The organism is Streptomyces sp. NBC_00203 (assembly GCF_045206325.1).
GTDB lineage: Bacteria > Actinomycetota > Actinomycetes > Streptomycetales > Streptomycetaceae > Streptomyces > Streptomyces lutosisoli.
On record NZ_CP108126.1, the window covers coordinates 37,068 to 54,589 of the forward strand.

Sequence of the window (17,522 nt, forward strand, 5' to 3'; positions counted from 1 at the left end):
CCGCAAGCCCGAACTCGCCAGGGCCGAGGGGTGTGCGCCCCACCGCCACGCACCTGCAGGAGTCACATCTCACTGCCCCCGTACGGACCTCAGCCGCAGTCGCAATCCACGGCGCCCGACGGGCACCAAGGAACTCACGGGCTGCCCGACTGCGAAACGCCTTCCGCGAGCTGGCCCACGAGATCCAGGACTCCGTGGCCGAACGCTGTCGGGGCCACCAGCACACCGAACACCAGAACAATGACCACGGTCAGCTTCTCGTCGGACCGGCTTCGGGCCTGTGTGCGTCGCCCCAGTCGCAGGACGATGATGACAGCAAGCAGAACCGCCACGTTGATAGTCAGCAACACCCGGCCAGGCCCCCCGTCAGGCAAGAACGTCCCAGCCTTCCTGTGTAGCCCGAACCACTCGATGCGGTGACTCGGTTACCGGCGGTTGGCGGCAAAACGCTTCTCTGAGGCCGGATTTCGGACCGTGGGCAGCATGGATGGCAGGACCAACGCACCGAGTGCGCGTCCCCTGCAAAGTTGTGATGCGAAGCAAGAGTGGCTACGGCGTCGTCATTTGGGACCAGCGGGGGCGCCTCGAATCGGCCCCGATCCGTGAAGATCGTCGCTGGCGAAGGCGGCCTGGCGTGGCCCCACTTGGCCCTCCGGGCCGGTCACGGGTGGGGCCGCTTCAGATCGCCTCGGAGCGGTCTTCACAAACTGGGGCCTGCTGGAGTCGCCCCGATGAGGCCGGAAGAAGTCGCCGTAGCCACAAGAGGGCGCCAGGGATGACAGATTGGCCGCCCGGGGCGCCTGGCGTGAGCGTGTTGGGCATCCGCGTGGGCAGCGCAGGAGCGCACGGTATACGCCAACGGGCCCGCCGTCAGCACACCGGGCGCTCGACGTGCTGCATGGGGTCTCGTACGCGGCAGGAACCAGCACAGTCGGACGACCTGCACTTCTATGGGGAACGAGGGCAACAAAATTCCGTCGCCCGGGCTCAGCACCTGCTGGTCCGCATCCACCTGCTCAGCGGTCGGACCGAACAGGCCATGGCAGCACTGCAGAAGTCTCTGGGGGCGGGCGTGGAGGAACACGCCGTGCTCGAAGCACTGTGCACGGCACACCGCCAGGCAGGCCGGGACGTTGCTGCCCGACTGGCGGCCCAGCAGCTGCGCCACAGAGACCAGGCAGCGGGACTGTCAAGTCTCGCCCTGACCGTGGAGGTCTACGACAGCACACGATCTGCTCGCCCATGGTGGCACGCCGCAGAGCAGGCCACACGCCTGGCCGGCCCCTCCTCCGACGCACAGCGCCAGCGCAGCACCGTCATCCATGCAGCACTCCACCACTGGACGGCCGTGGACACCGAACTCGCCCACTTGCTGACCCCGTCCCCCCGCTGGAACGAGCTGGTCGGCACCCTGCCGAACTGCTCCGCGCAAGCGGCAGCGACCGAGCCCGCCTCGCCCCCCGCCTCACAGCAATCACCGCGGCCGAGAAGCCATCCAAGCCCGCTACACGTAACCGTCCAGGCCCCAACTTGATCTCTATGCCCCACTGCGATCCCGGGCCGACGGTCTGGTCCGCCCCGGCGTGGCAGAGATCCGGGTCGCTGGCCGCGGCCCAGGCGGCGCCGCTGTGGCCCACGGCCCGCGTTCATCGACCGCTACTCCACCACCCGCCGGCACGGCCGACCGGCCTGCGACTGGTTGAGCGGATGGCCTGCATGCGTCCGGTCCCCGCTGCGGCCGCGCGGACATCGTCTCGCAAAACCCTGCCCGAGGACCGAGGCACGGTGTTCTCGCTGACCTCGCCCAGTCCACGGGCCAACCGGGAACGCGCCGCTGCCTTGATAGCGCTTGACGGTGCGGTGTCGACGATCAAGTTTTTCCCCAGGTTGGGCGGTTTGAGCGTCATGCAATTCCCCATCCGGAATTCTCCTAAGTGGCCATGGGTAGCGCGGAGGTCGGGATCGAGGGACCTGGTCGTCGCGGAGCTGCTCATGTTCCTCGTCCCTTGGTTCGGATGGCCGATGGGCAGCCCGGATGGCGAGGAGAACGTTCGTCGTGGTCGACATCACCGAGATCTACGTCCACTGGTACGCGGGCCGCTCGAAGAGCGAGCTGGCCGCGTCGCTGGGGGTGGACCGCAAGACGGTCAGGAAGTACCTGGCCCCGGCGGAAGCAGCCGGGATCAGCCCGGGCGGCCCGCCGATGAGCGAGGCTGACTGGTCGAAATTGATCAAGGAGTGGTTCCCCGGGCTCATCGACAGACGGCTGAGGCAGGTGACCTGGCCGGACATCGACCAGCACCGCGACTACATCAAGAGCCTGCTCGGGACGGTGACCGTCTCGACGATCCACCAGCGACTGCGTGACGAGCACAAACTGCAGGTGTCGATCTCCTCGTTCCGTCGCTGGGTGCACGCGACGCTGCCGGACGAGGTGGCGAAGTCGCAGGTCACCGTATTGCGCGACGACATCGAGCCCGGATCGGAGGCCCAGATCGACTACGGCTTTCTCGGGCCGTGGATTGACCCGCGGACTGGGAAGCGCCATCGGGTCTGGGCGTTCGTGATGGTGCTGCCGTGTTCGCGGCACATGTTCGTCCGGCCGGTGCTGCACCTGGACCAGCACGCGTGGACGGAAGCGCACGTCGCGGCCTTTCGATACTTCGGCGGCGTCCCGCGCCGGCTCGTCCCGGACAACCTGAAGACCGGCGTCGACAAGCCTGACCTCTACGACCCGAAGATCAACAAGGCTTATGCCGAACTCGCCACTCACTACGGCGCGTTGGTCGATCCGGCCCGGGCGGCGAAGCCGAAGGACAAGCCGCGGGTCGAGCGGCCGATGCCCTATGTCCGCGACTCGTTCTGGCGAGGCCGGGAGTTCACCTCGATCGAGCACATGCAGGCCGAGGCCGTGACCTGGAGCCAGCAGGTTGCCGGGCGGCGGAAGTGCCGGCCGCTGGGCGGGGCCGCCCCGATGACCGTGTTCGAGCACTTGAAGCGGCTGAACTGCTGCCTCTGCCGCCGACTCCGTTCGTGCTGGCCCGCTGGTCGACGGCCACGGTCGGCCCGGACATCCACATCAAGGTCGGCCGCACCCTCTACTCGGTGCCGTGGAAGCTGATCGGCCGCCGCGTCGACGTCCGCTCGACCGCCACGATGGTCCAGGTCTTCCATGACGGCCAGCTCGTCAAGACCCACGCTGCTCTTGACCAGGGCAAACGCACCGACAAGAGCGACTATCCGCCGGAGAAGATCGCCTTCCAGATGCGGACGCCGGTCTGGTGCCGCAGCCAGGCGTCCGAGGTCGGCGACGCCTGCCGTGAGGTCGTCGACCAGCTGCTGGAGGTCAACGTCCTCTATCGGCTCCGCGCTGCCCAGGGGGTCCTCGGTCTGCGGAAGAAGTACGGCGAGACACGGCTGGAGGCCGCCTGCGCGAGGGCCATCGCGGTCGGCGACCCGTCCTACCGCACCATCAAGGGCATCCTCATCGCCGGCACCGAAACCGACCCCGAGCCCGAGACCAGCGGAGACGCCGGAGCCGCGGCCTTTCTCCACGGCCCCGCCCGGCTCTTCGCCACCGTCGCGACCCCAGACACGACGGACGACGACCACGACGACCAGGACCGTGACGAAGCCGAGGTGGAAGCCCGATGACCGTGATGGACGCCGCCCTGCGGGAGTCACTCAAGGCCCTGCGACTGTCCGGCATGCTGGAAACCCTCGACGCCCGCCTCGCCCAGGCCCACGGCGGCGAACTCGGCCACCTCGACTTCCTTCAGGTCCTCTGCCAGGACGAAATCACCCGCCGCGAAACCGTCGCCTTCCAACGCCGCCTGCAGCGGGCAAAGTTCGAGCAGCAGGTCACTCTGGAGGAGTTCGACTTCACGGCCTCATCGAAACTGCCCGCCGCCCAGATCCGGGACCTGGGCGCCCTGCGCTGGCTCCATGCCGGCGAGTCGGTCATCCTCTTTGGTCCGGTCGGCGTCGGCAAGACCCACGTCGCCCAGGCCCTCGGCCACCTCGCCGTCCGTCAGGGCGCCCACGTCCGCTTCGCCAAGACCAGCCGCATCCTCGCCGACCTCGCCGGCGGCCACGCGGACCGCACCTGGGAGAAACGGATCCGCGAACTCGTCCGCCCCGACGTCCTCATCCTCGACGACTTCGCCATGCGACAGCTGTCCGCGGCACAGGCCGACGACCTCTACGAACTCGTCTCCGAGCGGCAGGGTCGCTCGCTGATCATCACCAGCAACAGGGCGCCCAGCGACTGGTATCCCCTCTTCCCCAACCCCGTCGTCGCCGAGTCCCTCCTCGACCGGCTCATCAACACCAGCCACCAGGTGATCATGAACGGGCCCAGCTATCTCCCAAACAAGCGTCCCAGGAACACGGCCGACAAGACGCACTAGCGTCCGCCATCCCGGCTTCCCATGCCGATGTCTCAGCGGCACGAGTTGGCTTGTCAGAGGCATCCGCTACTTTGCGGACCATGGGAAATTCAGGCGGATCATTGACGACCCGGTCCACGTCCACGGGGGAACTGCACCAGCTCATGCGGGCAGCCGGGTTCACGGGCATCGACGACACGGAGGCGTTGGCGGAGGGCTGGCAGGTCACGGACTTCGCCGACGCCGGACGGCGCAGCCTTGCGAACCTCGTCCAACGAACGGGGGCGCCGGCCGTCATGGTGTCCTTCCTCGACAGCGATGTGGGTTTCATCGAGGCCCTCACGCCGGACGGGAACAGCTGGGAGGGCCTGCTCAACCGGGAGATGGCGAAGAGCTACGAGATACCTCTGGAGCACTTCCCCATCGAACCCGCCGTGGGCGGCGCTCTCGCCTGGTCGGCCGCTGCCGGACTGACGCCCGACGAGGAAGCCATCCGGCAGACGCTCACCGGGTCGGCCCTGTTCGCGGAAGAGCTCTCCTCAGCCCTCATGATTGCCCTGGGGCTGCCCGGCGCAACCTAGCCCTCTCAAGCCAGGACCTGGGGAATTACGTGAACTTACCCCTGGGGAATAACGCGATCGTCCACAGGGCCCACGGGACGCAGGCCGTGGCGGGGTCTGGCCGTCCGTCGGCCTGCGGAGGCAGGGCCGTCCTGCGGGGCATCGTGCGCCGGCTCAGCCGGTCGGTGGTGGACTTCGGACCCCGCCACCGCAACCGGCCCGCCGCGTCGTACCAGTACTGCTGCACCCATATCCGCCGTAGCAGTTGGACCTGCAGGAGAACGCGCAGCCGTGGCGGGGCATCGGCACGGAAGACCGCCTTCAGCAGCCTCGTCCCGTCCTCGCCGACCCGCAGGGCATGCTCCTCCAGGGCCGCCTTGCCCTTGGGCAGGCGGTGGTAGAAGGCCGGACGTCCGTAACGGTCGACCCAGCCCGGCTCGATCAGTGGCGCCAGCCATTCCTCGTCGGCCAGGGCGAGTTGCTCCAGCGCGGCCCGCAGGGTCTCGGTGACCAGCTCCGTGCGGTTCAGCGTCCGCACCGCGGCCAGCACATGGGTGGAGTCCGTGCGCACTGCACCGCGGCGCTTCACCAGCCCCGCAGCGACGAGGTGGTCGACCATCACGGCCAGCAGCCGATCCGCGCGGTTGCCCTCGGCCATCCGGTCCCGGAACTCGCTGAGCACTGAGTAGTCGAACCCGGCATCATCAAGATCCATGCCGAGGCGGTACTTCCAGTCCAGCCTGCATCTGACCGCTTCGGCGGCCTGCCGGTCGGTCAGGTTCTCCGCGTACTGCAGCACCGACACCAATGCCAGCCGGGCCGGCGACAGGCCCCGCCGCCCGTCGACCGGGAACCAGTCGGCGAAGTCCTCGTCCACGAACAACTCGTCCAGCCGGTCGCGCACCCACATCGCCGGCGTGCCCCGCGGATTGCTCGCCCGCGCCATACGCACTGTCAGCGGAGGGACCACACGTCCCGAAACCGAGCCCATCGACATCGCGGCCACCCCTCCGACCGCTCGCTCCGCCCCGCTCCCACCAGCGGACCACCACAGGGAGATCAACAGGGACAGGGTCAGCAGGCTTCACCACACCGAGTGAAGATCACCAACAGCATCCAGAAGTTAAGCTAGAACCCGAGAACGGGCAGCACTTCGACGTCAGTTCAGGAGGCGCCAGCGCACTGGCGGGGGGCCGGATTGTTCACGAGTTTCGACAGCTGTGGCCCCTCCCTGCGGACTGAGCGCGGCTGGCATTCACCGCACCGCTGGCCAGCGGCATAGCAGAGGCTGACTGCGATGCCGCAATGTGATCATTTCTTTGGAGGCGTGTCCCATGGCGCGTAGGAGTCACGTGCTCTGGCAGCCTCAGCGCCTGCGAGGTGATCTCGAAGTTCAAGGTGTCTGAACTGGTACGCGTTCCCGGCGATCCGCAGTAGGCCGGCGTCGGAGGCCCAGGCAAGGAAGCGTCCGAGGCGCCACGGCAGGAGTGGGCGTGTGCAGAACAAAGTCGCGATGTAGCGGCGCCAGGCTCCGGCCCAGATGACTCCGCTGAGAACGCCCAGGACGCCTCCGAAGAACCCCACCAGGACGATGCCAAGAGCAAGCGCTTCGGCAAGGGACGATCCCTCGCTGATGCTGATCGCCACGGCGAAAATAGTCCAAGTGGTGCATCCGAGTAGTGTTCCTGAACGCAGGTCTGTCCGGACAAGGGCGTTCGGACCCTTGCTCGACGCCACGGTCTCCAGATTGTGCCGAAGACCGAACGCGAGGCCTCCGATCAGGGCGATCGGGAGGAAAATGGCCAGGTTGACAACGCTTTCGCTGGCGAGAGACGAGTACCCTGGCTGTCCGGCGACTGGCAGGACGAGGGCCATGGTGAACGCGAGCGCCGCCATGACTCCGAAGCTGACCGGCCCGACGACGGCACGCCGTCCCTTCGGGGTGCGGAGCTTCCCGGGCGAGATGCTCTTGGGGACCGGCCAGGCAACTCGGGCCGAGATGCAGACCCAGCCGATGGTCAGCAACGCCACGACAATGAGGGCGGGGATCGCGGCAGCGTCGAGGAAAGCGATGAGTACCCAGGGGGACACAATGACCAGTCCGGCGATGCTGCTGAGGACGATGTCGACTGCTCGGGCACGCATGCCAGCAAGGGGCCACAACTGATGCAGAACCAGGTCCGTGCTGGACAGGAGGCGACCGCCCATGGTGCGGCGTTCACGGGCGTTGTCTGTCAGGTAGCGGGCGAGGATCCCGAGCCTGCGCCCGACCTGATACGGCTGGTAGCCGCGGTTGCCCGCACGCGTATGCAGTTCGGTGGCGGCGGGCACGAAGCGGTCAAGGAGGTGGCTACGCAGCGCCGCAGGGTCGGTGAAACGGAGCAGCTCGGAGGGGTCGCCACCGGCTTCGTAGACGGTCACCGCCAGAGTGAGCAGCCAGGGGGTGGACAGTACCTGGGCAGAGGCTCCTTGCGGGTGCCGTCTTGCGTCGTCAATCACCGGCTGCCAATCGGCAGGAGTCAGAACCCGGGCAGCGACGAAGCGCTGCGCCTGCCGGGCCGTCACGGATGACATCTCGACACGGGCTGCGTCGAGAAGGCGGATTCTTTCCGCGAGCGCGTCGTAGGTGGTGGTGCGGCAGGTCACCACCAGGGGCGCTTTGTAGCGACCGGCCTGGTACCGGTTGAGGGCGGCCAGGGCTTCCACAGCGCGACTCGATCCAACGTCGCCCACTTCGGTGTCCATCTCGTCCAAGCCGTCGAGCACGGGGAGGACACAGCGTTTGTCGATCAATAGCCTGGCGGTCGTCTTGCTCAGCTGATACGTATCCGCGAGCTCGCCGGTCATCCACTGCTCCAGTGGCTCGGCAATGTCCCAGCTGGCCAAGGCCATGCGAACCGGTACCGGGTCGTCGGCTTCTCGCTTCTCAAGCAGACTCAGCACAAGTTCGACAGCCAGGACGGTTTTGCCTGCTCCGGGGGCCCCGGTGATGAGGAGCCGCTCGGGGCGAAGACGGCGGTAGTAGTCGCTGATCTCGCTCAGACGACCGGTGGACGCCGCACCGGCCGCTACCCGGGAGGGGGCGGCGCGGAACGTGAAGGCAACATTGATCGGCTGATTGTCACCGCCCAGCCACTGCGTGCGCTGTGTCAGTTCACCTGACTCTACCGCTTCGGCCAACTGGCCTGATGCTTTCATCAGATCGACATCGGCCGACGGTTTGAGTGCCTTGGCTGCCATGCCGGCAAAGGGCAGCAGCGTCACCAACAGAGTGAACAAGCCCGTCTTTTCGGATGTGGTCAGGTTGCCGCTGAAGAACGCAGTGGCTGCCCAGAGGCCCACGGCCAGGCATGCCGCGAGCAACAGCCCGCTGGCGTATCGAGTCCATTTCCGCTTCCGTGCGCCGCTCATTCTCGTAGCATGCTCGCTAGCCCTATCCGGCACGGGAGCGCCGCGCTGGAGTCAAGTGGAACCACAACCCTTGAGCCCCGAACACGGGGAGTGCAACACGCCGAACTTCAAGCCCACTGCCGGGACCTGGAAGAACGCCTCCAGACCTACGCCACGACCCTCAACCTGCTCGCCCTGGAGAACGCTGCCCTGGCCAGCCGCGATGCCGAGGGAGTAACGCCTTGGTACGCGATAGGTAGTGGTGCAGACCGTCAAGACAGCTCTCGCGGCGGGCTCTTACCCCGGGCTGACGGCGGGCCGACCCCCAGTCGTCGGCGAGGCGGGCGAGGTGTAGACGCCGGCGAGGCGGACGCCGGCTTGGTCGTGGCCGAGCTGTTCGGCGGCGGTGGTGTAGCGGTCGGCGAGCTGGCTTGCGTCGGCGCGGTGTGCGTCGCCCTCGGCGAGGAGCTGTTTGCGGTAGGCGTAGAGACCGGCGAGGACGGCACCGATCAGGGTCAGGGCCGTCACGGTGGCCTTGAGGACGTCATTGATGTTGACCGGCTTGGGCGGCTTCTGGTCGGCGGCAGCCTGCGCGAAGTGGTCGTAGGCGTAGTGGTAGATGACCCAGCCGAGGGCACCAGCGGCTATCAGCGCCACGGGTGCCACGATCCAGACGGGCCAGAGGTTCGGGGTGTACCGGCCCCGGGGAGCCTCGCGCTTGCGCCGGAGTGAGACTGCCACATCAGGAGCATGGAGCCCGACCCCGGCCCGGGACAGCGACTTGACGAAAGACGCCGCGGGCCCCGGCCGAGCCGGAGCCTGGCCGGGGCCCGCAGCTATCCGGATCAGAAGCTGTGATGGACCCCCTTGGTTACCGCTGATCAGGTGCCCCACCCATTGACAGACGGTAGTGCCCAGAGCAGATCGCGTGTCATCCGGCTCAACGATGAGGTACCCGTGATGCGCATCGCCTCGCTGAGCTCGTGAGTGAGCTCGTCGATCAGCCGGGCCACTCCCGCGTCCCCTGCAACCGTGAGTGCCCACAACACTGGTCGTCCGAGGAACACTGCGCGGGCCCCGAGCGCGAGAGCGGCCAATACGTGGGTGCCGCGGCACAGTCCGCCGTCCACGTAGACCTCCGCGCCGGTGTCGGCGACCGCGTCGACCACCTCCGGGAGCGCCCAGGCAGTGGGTACCAGGCCGTCCAACTGCCGACCGCCATGATTGGAGACCAGGATCCCGGAGGCGCCCGCCGCCGCGAATTCTCGTGCGTCGTCGCCTCTCAGTACTCCCTTGACCACGACCGGCAATCCGGTCTGCTCACGCAACCACCCGATCACCTCCGGCGTGAGGTCGGGAGCGTGCTCGGCCGCTTCCCGGGCGGGGATGCCGGTCACATTGCCGTACAGGTCCTCGGGCTGGACGAAATCGGCCACATGGGCGCCGGGCTTGCGGTGCGAGCCGATGACCGGCGTGTCCGCGGTGAGCACGACCGCCCGCGCCCCGGCGGCCTTCGCCCGCTGCAACACCTCCACGGTCAGCGACCGGTCCCGGACCACATACACCTGCACCCACCACGGCGCCTCACTCGCCGGCAGCGCCGAGAACGGAACCGCCGTATTCGAAGTCACCGCCAGCAGCGACCCGGCGCGGGCGACACCGCGCGCCGTGGCGGCCTCACCTGCCGGATCCGCCTTGCGCTGCAACGTGCTCGGGGCTACGAGGACCGGCGTGGCAACCGGCGTACCCAATACGGTGGTCGACGTATCGCAGGCCGACACATCGCGTAGCACGTGCGGCCGCAGCCGGAGCCGGTCCCAGGCTTCGCTGGCTTCCGCCGCGCTCATGCCCGCACCAGCGCCACGGCGGAAGTAGCCGTAGATGTCGGATGGCAGGGCCCGGGCCGCCTGCTCCTCCAGACCATCCATCCAGCGACCAATCTCCGTCACCGCCGGCCCCTCCCCACGAATCGGTTTCTGCCCCGACTTCCTTGCGTTGCAGCCGCGGCTTCAGCCCGGAAGATCGGAGAACTCTTGATCACAAGTTATGCCGCGCCACACGGCTGGCACGAGCCCATCGCAGAAGAAGTTGCCGCGTAGGCGGGGCGCGGCGGCATGCCGGTTGGGATCAGTGCAAGGGCGCCGACAGGCGCGAGGCGGATTCCGTCGCCGGTGCGGATCCGAACCGGCCGGGGCGGTGCTTGGACTGCTTCGGACTGGAGTGGGGGCCGTGTCCTGGCGGGTTTGGTCAGGCGCTGTCGGCGGCGCTCGAAAAGTGGCTCTTCCAAGATTTCCGTGAAGCCGGTCATGAGGCTGTTGCGGCCGTGGCTCTGTGTTGCCGCCGGTCTGCGGCCACGAGGAGGACGCGCTTGCGGAGCAGGGGGTGGCCGGCACGGCCCGCCATTTGCCGCTTCAGCATCTTGATGTCCGTGACGCGGCCCTCGACGCAGCCGGAACTCCACTCTGTGCTCAGCCCGAGGGCAACCGCGTCGAAATCGGTCATGAGCCCGTCGGCGAAGGCGCGGAGGCCGTGGCTCTGGTCCGCACGGACCGCGGCGATCCAGGCGGGCAGCCGGTCCGCGCTGCGGATGGCCATCATGGCGGCGAAGGACCGGACGTGTCCGGCAGTGGCCTCCAACTCGGGGCAGCGGGCCAGGATCGCCTTGAGTTTCTGCCGGTCGTCGTCACTCACGTGGTCGGGATTGCGGGTGATCCAGCCGGTTACCTTGCGCACCCCCGGCGGGCGCGGTGGCGGTGTGGTGTCGGCCGGCATCTGGCGGAAGCGTTGGAGGTAGTCGCGCACGACGGAGTAGGAACCGGTGAAGCCGCGCGCGCGGACTTCAGCGTGGAGCTTGACCGCGATGGTGTGGCCTTCGCGCCAGCGTTGATGCAGATAGGGCTTGTATGGGTCCAGGGTGCTGGGGAGGTTCTGCCAGCGGCCGGTGGCGAGTTCCTCCCAGGTGTCGGCCCGGGCATAGCGACGCACGGTGTTGATGGCCAGTCCCGACTGGCGGGCTGCGGCCCGCAGGCCCAGGCCCTGGTTCAGGAGGTCATGTACGGCGGCGTGCCGCTGCTCGACCTGGGCGGCCAGCCGTCCCCCGTGGGAGACGGGCGGATGCACCACGGCGGGCGCCCTACTCGGGGCGGGCTCGGGGTCGCGAAGGCATGCGTTATGGCGACTGACCAGGCGTTTCACGGCCTCGGCGAGGTTGTGCCAGACGTGCCAGAGATCGGCAATCTGTTCAGCGTCCGGGGCTCCGGTGCGGGCTCCGTCGGCGTAACAGCCGCCGCGGTCACGGCAAACGATCTCCACGCCGGGGTGCTGGGTGAGCCACGCGGCGAACGTGGCCGCCTCTCGCTCGGGCAGCAGGTCAACCGGAGCACGGGTCTCGCAATCGACCAGCACGGTGCCGTAGTTGCTGTGTCCCTTACGCAGGGCGAACTCGTCGACCCCGAGCACCCGGGGCGTTTCGGCGGGCGGGTCCGGCAAGCCCATGGCCAGGGACAGCAATGTCGTCCCGCTGACCGGCGCCGGCAGCCGGGCGGCGAGCCGCTCGCCGGCCCGACCGGCCAGCGCCACGGCGACCGCGCCCAACAGGCCCGTGAGCTGCGGAGTCCGCCGACCGTAACGCACGGTCAGCCCCTCAACCTGCTCGGCGAACGTCACTCTCGCGCAGCCCGGGTTGTCGCAGAACAGGCGCCGGATGGTCAACGTGATGGACACCCGTCGGCCGCCGACTGCGTCGTCGGCGAGTTGGCGCTCGTAGCCGCTGTGCCGACGTCTCGACAGAACCTCGCAGTCCGGGCACGACGCCGAGATCGTCGATGCCGTACTCGCCACGATCCGTAACAGACCGCCCTCTGCCACCACTTGCTCCACCAGCACCCCGCCGAGGTGCGGAAACACCGTCTTCAGCAACTCCTCACACTGACCGAGCATCCCGCCGTCCGTGACGGAGCGTCACTGGCGCACGGAAGCATCACCGGCTTCACGGAAATCTTGGAAGAGCCAGTATTCAAGCGTCGCCGACACTCCCGCACCCGCCCGCAAACCCGCAGGTCACCACGCTGGTCCGGCCGTGGTCGGGAGGCCGGCATCCCCTCTACGCCCCCGGACCACGTTCCACAGCAAGAAGAACAAGAAAAGGTGTGTGGGTGGGACAGGTCCCGGGCGGCGGGCGAGGGGATCGGGCGCCGCCGGTGCTCCTCACGCGTCGGCCGGGGCCGCCGCGCTGCGCCGCCGTCAGAGCGGCGACGTCAGGTGGGGGGTTTGATCACGGCACCACATAACTGGCCACCGGGCACTTGCCGGGTCTTTGTGTCTGCGGGATCACCCCAACGGTCGTGCGTAGCGCCGACCCGACACGTTCGGTGCCGCCGTCACCTCTGCGGAGCGGCACACGGTGATGCCCGGCGTACGGTCACCCGTTCGGCGTAACTCGTGGGGCGCTGCCGGCGGTGCTCGCCCAGCATCGGAAGGGTTGCCGGAGCGGCTTCTTCTCCTGTCCGGCAGGACTGGAAGGGGTGTGTGTGATGAGCCGAACCTTGATCGTGGTGGATGTGCAGAACGACTTTTGCGAAGGGGGCAGCGTCCCCGTCGCGGGTGGGGCGCGGATCGCCTCCGCGATCGCGGACCTGGTGGAGCGCAGCGCGGGGCGTGACTACCGGTACGTCGTGGCCACCCGGGATCATCACATCGATCCGGGCAGTCACTTCTCCGAACACCCGGACTTCCAGGACAGCTTCCCCGTCCACTGCGTGGCAGGAGGCGAAGGAAGCGAGTTCCATCCCCACTTCGCGCCTGTCGTCACGGGCGGCAAGGTGCACGCCGTCTTCTTCAAGGGTGCCCATAGCGCGTCCAAGAGCGGCTTCGAAGGCGCGGACGCGGAGGGAACCTTGCTGGCGGAGTGGCTGCGCGCCCGCGGGGTCAAGAAGGTCGACGTGGTGGGCATCGCGACGGACCACTGTGTGCGCGCGACCGCCCTGGATGCCGTCGCGGCAGGCTTTCGTACGCGCGTACGCCTGGACTACGCGGTCGGGGTTGCCCCGCACACGACAGCCGCCGCTGTGAACGACTTCCGCCGGGCCGGTGTTGCGGTATCCGGTGAGGCACCGGTACCGGAACAGTCCTGACACCACGTTCGACGTCGTCCAGTACCACCAGCCACCGGGCAGGCCCGCGGGGCCTGTCTCAGCCTCTGCTGACCCCTGGAGCGCGCCTTCCGGGGAGCCCAGGTGAGCTGTGCCGCACACCTGGGCTCCTCCACTACTCAAATCCGGGGGTTACAAGATGCGGACCATTTCCGCTTGCGGACCCTTCTGCCCCTGGCTGACCTCGAACTCCACCCGCTGGTTCTCTTCCAGACTCCTGTATCCGTTGGTCTGGATGGCCGAGAAGTGCACGAACACGTCCGCGCCGCCATCGTCCTGACTGATGTAGCCATAACCCTTGTCGGGGTTGAAGCTCTTCACAGTGCCTGTCGCCATCGGTCCCAGTCCTTCATTCGGTGCCAGAGCGCGATGTGGTCGCCCCGGCCGAAGCCCCTTCGAGCAGACTCCGGCACTTGATCATTTCCTCCGGCCGCGGCGAAATCCGCCATCCTCCCGGCACCTCACCCGTGGGGATGAACCTTGCCGTGTCACGGCTCGCCGTTGCGGTGGGACGCGGTCGGCCGGCAGGCAGACAAGGCAGCGCGGCCATCTGCTCGGGATCGATGCCGGCGGCGGCTACGAGTGCTGCCAGGAGTTCGGCGCGGGAGGTGCGTTCTCCCGCTGCCGCTGCCGCGGCCGTGCCGAGCAGGATGTCTAGTCTGCGGTCGATGTCCTCGGACCGGAGCACCGAGGTCGTGCGGCGCTGCTGGCGTGACTGGGTGAGCCCGCGAACACCTCTACCACCTGTGGTGGCTCAGCCACCTGAGGAAGAAGCCAGCCGAGTTCAACGACCGCATCGACGACGAACTCGACCGCCGGCGGGTACCGCTGGTTCATCGGCGAACGCGGCGAGGAGAGTGGCCGCAGCACCTCTGCCGCGGCCCGGGCGGGCCGTGCCGCCGGTCAGGCCGGTGCGGGCTGCTGAGCAAGCGGGGAGCGCAGGCCCTGACCGAACACAGGGAACAGTTCGGGTGGCTCATCGGCCTCGCAGCCGCAACTGAGGCGGATGTCTTCTCGCCGCGAGCCTCACTTTCAAGGAGCTGATTTGTCGCATCGCTGCACCGCAGGTTCCACCCGCTTGAGTACGTGCTGACGTGACACCCGTTCCGCTGAGTCTGGAACGGATCTGCGCCGGAGCGCACTTCGTGTGGTGTGGTCGCGCCAAGCGCTGGTGAGTGCGCCTACTCGGACGGGGACCGTGCCCGCAACCATCTGTCATGGGCACCACGGGCCTGCCGATGGCAGGCAGGCGGCACTGCCCGCAGGAAGGCTCCTGTCCCGAACAAGGCTGGTCGCTCATGGTCACTGCAGCCGTTCCCGATGTCTCCACCCCCTGCTGAACCCAGGGGCAACGCCCGGGCCGTCCCGAGAGAGCGAACCTAGATGATCACATCAGCTGAACAAGCCCTGGAGTTTTTCTACACACCCGCCGTGTGGGAATTCGACCGGGACGCTGCGGACGCCGCCGACGCCCACGTCCTCACATGGGCCAAGGACATGCAACTGGTCCGCAGCCAGACAACGTCCACGGTCGTCACCTCCTGGAATCTGGGCGCCTCGGCTGCAGCAGCCTTCCCTCATGCCCGTGGTCGGGGGCTGGACCTGGTGACCGACTGGATCGCGTGGGCGCTGTTCACTGACGACCTCCTCAACCGCGCCGACACCCCGCTGCCGACCGTCGCCTCCGTGGTCGACGAAACCTTCCGGGTGCTGCATGCCGACCCGCGAGGACCAGCGCCCGAACCACTGCGCGGAGCCGGCCAGGGCCTGTGGAGCCTGCTGATCCGGGCGGCCGCCCAGATGTCCGATGAGTGGCTGGGCCGCTGCCGCGCGGACGTGGGCTTGTTCATGCGGGGGATCGTGAACAAGTTCCTGCTCAACGCCAGCCCTGAACCACCCGACGTCGAGACGGCCCTCGCCGTGCGCGCCGACGACATCGCAATCTCGATGTTCACCAACCTCGTCGAGTACTTCGAGGGCTTCGAGCTGCCGATGCTGGCCACGGCCACCGGCAGTTACGTGCGGCTTCGCCACACCCTCGACGAGGCCGTCGCCATCCAGAACGACGTCTTCTCCTTCTACCGCGACCTGAAGAACCCCGACGCCGACGGCGTCATGAACATCGTCGCCGCCCTGGAACGCCGTCACGGCCAGGGCACCGAACACGCTCTCCTCCAGACCCGCGCCATGTACCGGGACCGGCTCACCGCCCTGGCCTCAGCACGCGACCAGTTCCCCGGCCAGTGCCGCGCCCTGGGACTGGACGACCAGACCGTCCAGAACGCCGAGGTCTACGCGAACACCGTCCACGACATGGTCCACGGCATGTGCCACGCCCACTTCATCGTCGCCGCCCGGGGCTACATGGACGTCCAGAGCCTCATCCCGCCCCGCTCCGAACTGCGCCCCGACTTCGACGACAGCACCCTGCGGCCTTCCCGCCCACTGCACCCCGCTCACTGACCCCACCCGCCGGCTTTTCCACTCCAGCGCGTCTGCGTGGTCAGCGACCCTGTCAAAGCGCGGGAAATCGATATCGGCATGTCCTCCGGCACACCCCAACGACGTCGCTGAGGTTTTCATTGGCGCAGCTCACGCACCTCACCGAAGGAACCGACACCAAGGACTGACCACCATGAGTACCAGCGCTGCACCTCCCGCCCCGCTGGACCCCGCAGCCATCCGGGCAAGTGTCGAACGGCTCCTTTACGACTTCCTCGACGACCAAGAGCACGGTGCCCCCGATCTGCCGGAACTCAGCCTGTTCATCGGACAGTTACGGGCCATGCTGACGGCCGGCGGCAAACGCGTCCGTCCCATCCTGTGCCTCATGGGCTGGTACTCCATCACCGACCGCACCCCGCCCCCGGCGGTGTGGCGGGCTGCTGCCTCGCTGGAGCTGTTCCACACCTTCGCCCTGATCCACGACGACATCATGGACAAATCTGACATCCGCCGTGGCCGGCCCACCGCCCACCGGGCCCTCGCCGCCCAGCACGCCGGACACGCCGATGCCGACTCGCTCGGTGTCAACGCGGCGATCCTGCTCGGCAACCTCGCCTTCGGCTGGTCCTACGAACTTCTCCACGCCGACGACGTGACATCAGCGCAACACCGCCGCACCTGGCCGCTGTTGAACGCGCTGCGCACCGAGGCCCTCATCGGCCAGTACCTGGACCTGGCTGCAGCCGGAAGCCCGGATGCCGACCCGGACATCGCCTGGCGGATCATCCGCCACAAGACCGCCAAATACACCATCGAACGCCCCCTCCTCCTCGGCGCCGCCCTCGCCGGGGCCGCCGGCCAGCAGCTCCAGGCCCTGTCCGACTACGCGCTCCCCCTCGGCGAGGCTTTCCAGCTGCGCGACGATCTGCTCGGCGTGTACGGAGATTCCGGCCAGACCGGCAAGTCCACCCTCGACGATCTGCGCGAAGGCAAGCACACCGTCCTGTACGCCATCGCCCGCGCACGGGCGACCGCGCCTCAGCAGCGCTGCCTCGCCGAGAATTTCGGCGACCCTCGCCTCACCGACTCTCACGCCGAACAGATTCGCGGTGTCCTGGCCGCCACCGGCGCCCGGACCATCACTGAGCAGCTCATCACCGACAAGACCGCCCAGGCACTGAACGCACTGTCCACAGCTGAGTTCCATCCGGCGGGGCCGGCCTGGTTGCGGCACTTCGCCCTCGCCGTCACGGCTCGTACGACCTGAACCGTCGGTGCTGCTCGGTGGCATCGCCAGGTCGGCCTCGTTGCGCGAGCTTCCTGTGCAGCGCAGCCGTGCTGTTCATCGGTGGTGCACGACAGTCAGGCACCAGTGCCTCTGGTGAAGCCCCGAAGGGGCCCGGGGTGGTTCAGGGTACGTCGCGTTCTGCCCAGCGGTGTCCCCAGTTGGCTGCGGTGAGCCTTCGGTGGTACTGGCTCGGAAGGGGGCCAATTGGCTGCGTAGCTCTTAACGAGAGTCGTTTGTCGATGAGTTCGGATGTCATCCGAGGGCCTGTGAGCCTCTGAATGTCGGCGAGTTTCGATGTCGC

The 17,522-nt window shown here is 67.9% G+C and carries 12 protein-coding genes and 1 pseudogene; 6 read left to right on the plus strand and 7 right to left on the minus strand.

From position 1 onward, the window contains the following. Nucleotides 1–134: 134 nt before the first annotated feature. Nucleotides 135–350, minus strand: a complete 216-nt coding sequence (locus OG975_RS00175; RefSeq protein ID WP_406326536.1) for a hypothetical protein — start codon at nucleotides 348–350, stop codon at nucleotides 135–137. 1,706 nt (nucleotides 351–2,056) lie between these two features. On the opposite strand from OG975_RS00175, the pseudogene istA reads away from it, so the two are divergent. The 3 genes and pseudogenes from istA to OG975_RS00190 all read left to right on the plus strand — a co-directional run bounded on the left by istA (nucleotide 2,057) and on the right by OG975_RS00190 (nucleotide 4,969). Then, nucleotides 2,057–3,654: pseudogene (gene istA / locus OG975_RS00180) on the plus strand (IS21 family transposase). Beyond that, on the plus strand, nucleotides 3,651–4,409 hold the full coding sequence (gene istB / locus OG975_RS00185) for an IS21-like element helper ATPase IstB (protein ID WP_406326537.1): 759 nt from the start codon (nucleotides 3,651–3,653) through the stop codon (nucleotides 4,407–4,409). The pseudogene istA and the gene istB overlap by 4 nt, the downstream one beginning before the upstream one ends. Before the next feature lie 101 nt (nucleotides 4,410–4,510). Next, on the plus strand, nucleotides 4,511–4,969 hold the full coding sequence (locus OG975_RS00190) for a hypothetical protein (protein ID WP_406326539.1): 459 nt from the start codon (nucleotides 4,511–4,513) through the stop codon (nucleotides 4,967–4,969). A 25-nt stretch (nucleotides 4,970–4,994) separates the two neighbouring features. On the opposite strand, the gene OG975_RS00195 is transcribed toward OG975_RS00190, so the two are convergent. The 5 genes from OG975_RS00195 to OG975_RS00215 all read right to left on the minus strand — a co-directional run bounded on the left by OG975_RS00195 (nucleotide 4,995) and on the right by OG975_RS00215 (nucleotide 12,256). Further along, on the minus strand, nucleotides 4,995–5,894 hold the full coding sequence (locus tag OG975_RS00195) for a transposase (RefSeq protein WP_406326540.1): 900 nt from the start codon (nucleotides 5,892–5,894) through the stop codon (nucleotides 4,995–4,997). Nucleotides 5,895–6,259: 365 nt separating this feature from the next. Then, nucleotides 6,260–8,359, minus strand: coding sequence for an NACHT domain-containing protein (locus OG975_RS00200; protein WP_406326541.1), 2,100 nt, complete (start codon nucleotides 8,357–8,359; stop codon nucleotides 6,260–6,262). Nucleotides 8,360–8,635: 276 nt separating this feature from the next. Then, the gene (locus OG975_RS00205; RefSeq protein WP_406326542.1) at nucleotides 8,636–9,079 is read right to left on the minus strand and encodes a hypothetical protein; all 444 of its coding nucleotides are present in this window, start codon (nucleotides 9,077–9,079) and stop codon (nucleotides 8,636–8,638) included. Between the two features lie 140 nt (nucleotides 9,080–9,219). Next, a complete protein-coding gene (locus OG975_RS00210) occupies nucleotides 9,220–10,287 on the minus strand; it encodes an alpha-hydroxy acid oxidase (RefSeq protein WP_406326543.1) in 1,068 nt (355 codons plus the stop codon). A gap of 355 nt (nucleotides 10,288–10,642) precedes the next feature. Continuing rightward, nucleotides 10,643–12,256, minus strand: coding sequence for an ISL3 family transposase (locus OG975_RS00215; protein WP_406326544.1), 1,614 nt, complete (start codon nucleotides 12,254–12,256; stop codon nucleotides 10,643–10,645). Between the two features lie 614 nt (nucleotides 12,257–12,870). On the opposite strand from OG975_RS00215, the gene OG975_RS00220 reads away from it, so the two are divergent. Further along, nucleotides 12,871–13,470 carry an isochorismatase family protein gene (locus OG975_RS00220; RefSeq protein WP_406326545.1) on the plus strand — a complete coding sequence of 200 codons (600 nt, stop codon included), beginning with the start codon at nucleotides 12,871–12,873 and terminating at the stop codon, nucleotides 13,468–13,470. A gap of 150 nt (nucleotides 13,471–13,620) precedes the next feature. Here OG975_RS00220 and OG975_RS00225 read toward each other — a convergent pair whose 3' ends face one another. After that, nucleotides 13,621–13,824: a cold-shock protein gene (locus tag OG975_RS00225; RefSeq protein WP_406326547.1), complete on the minus strand. Its 204-nt coding sequence runs from the start codon at nucleotides 13,822–13,824 to the stop codon at nucleotides 13,621–13,623. Between the two features lie 1,047 nt (nucleotides 13,825–14,871). Between OG975_RS00225 and OG975_RS00230 the strand changes: the two genes are divergently transcribed. Continuing rightward, nucleotides 14,872–15,951, plus strand: a complete 1,080-nt coding sequence (locus tag OG975_RS00230; protein WP_406326548.1) for a terpene synthase family protein — start codon at nucleotides 14,872–14,874, stop codon at nucleotides 15,949–15,951. A gap of 172 nt (nucleotides 15,952–16,123) precedes the next feature. After that, complete coding sequence (locus OG975_RS00235; RefSeq protein WP_406326549.1) at nucleotides 16,124–17,200, plus strand: polyprenyl synthetase family protein; 1,077 nt, start codon at nucleotides 16,124–16,126, stop codon at nucleotides 17,198–17,200. The last annotated feature ends 322 nt before the right edge of the window (nucleotides 17,201–17,522 follow it).

What these genes read in the sequence shown, in the direction of transcription:
- istB (WP_406326537.1), top strand. Translation starts at nt 3,651, where the DNA reads ATGACCGTGATGGACGCCGCCCTGCGGGAGTCACTCAAGGCCCTGCGA.
- OG975_RS00195 (WP_406326540.1), bottom strand. Translation starts at nt 5,894, where the DNA reads ATGGCGCGGGCGAGCAATCCGCGGGGCACGCCGGCGATGTGGGTGCGC.
- OG975_RS00200 (WP_406326541.1), bottom strand. Translation starts at nt 8,359, where the DNA reads ATGAGCGGCGCACGGAAGCGGAAATGGACTCGATACGCCAGCGGGCTG.
- OG975_RS00220 (WP_406326545.1), top strand. Translation starts at nt 12,871, where the DNA reads ATGAGCCGAACCTTGATCGTGGTGGATGTGCAGAACGACTTTTGCGAA.
- OG975_RS00225 (WP_406326547.1), bottom strand. Translation starts at nt 13,824, where the DNA reads ATGGCGACAGGCACTGTGAAGAGCTTCAACCCCGACAAGGGTTATGGC.
- OG975_RS00230 (WP_406326548.1), top strand. Translation starts at nt 14,872, where the DNA reads ATGATCACATCAGCTGAACAAGCCCTGGAGTTTTTCTACACACCCGCC.
- OG975_RS00235 (WP_406326549.1), top strand. Translation starts at nt 16,124, where the DNA reads ATGAGTACCAGCGCTGCACCTCCCGCCCCGCTGGACCCCGCAGCCATC.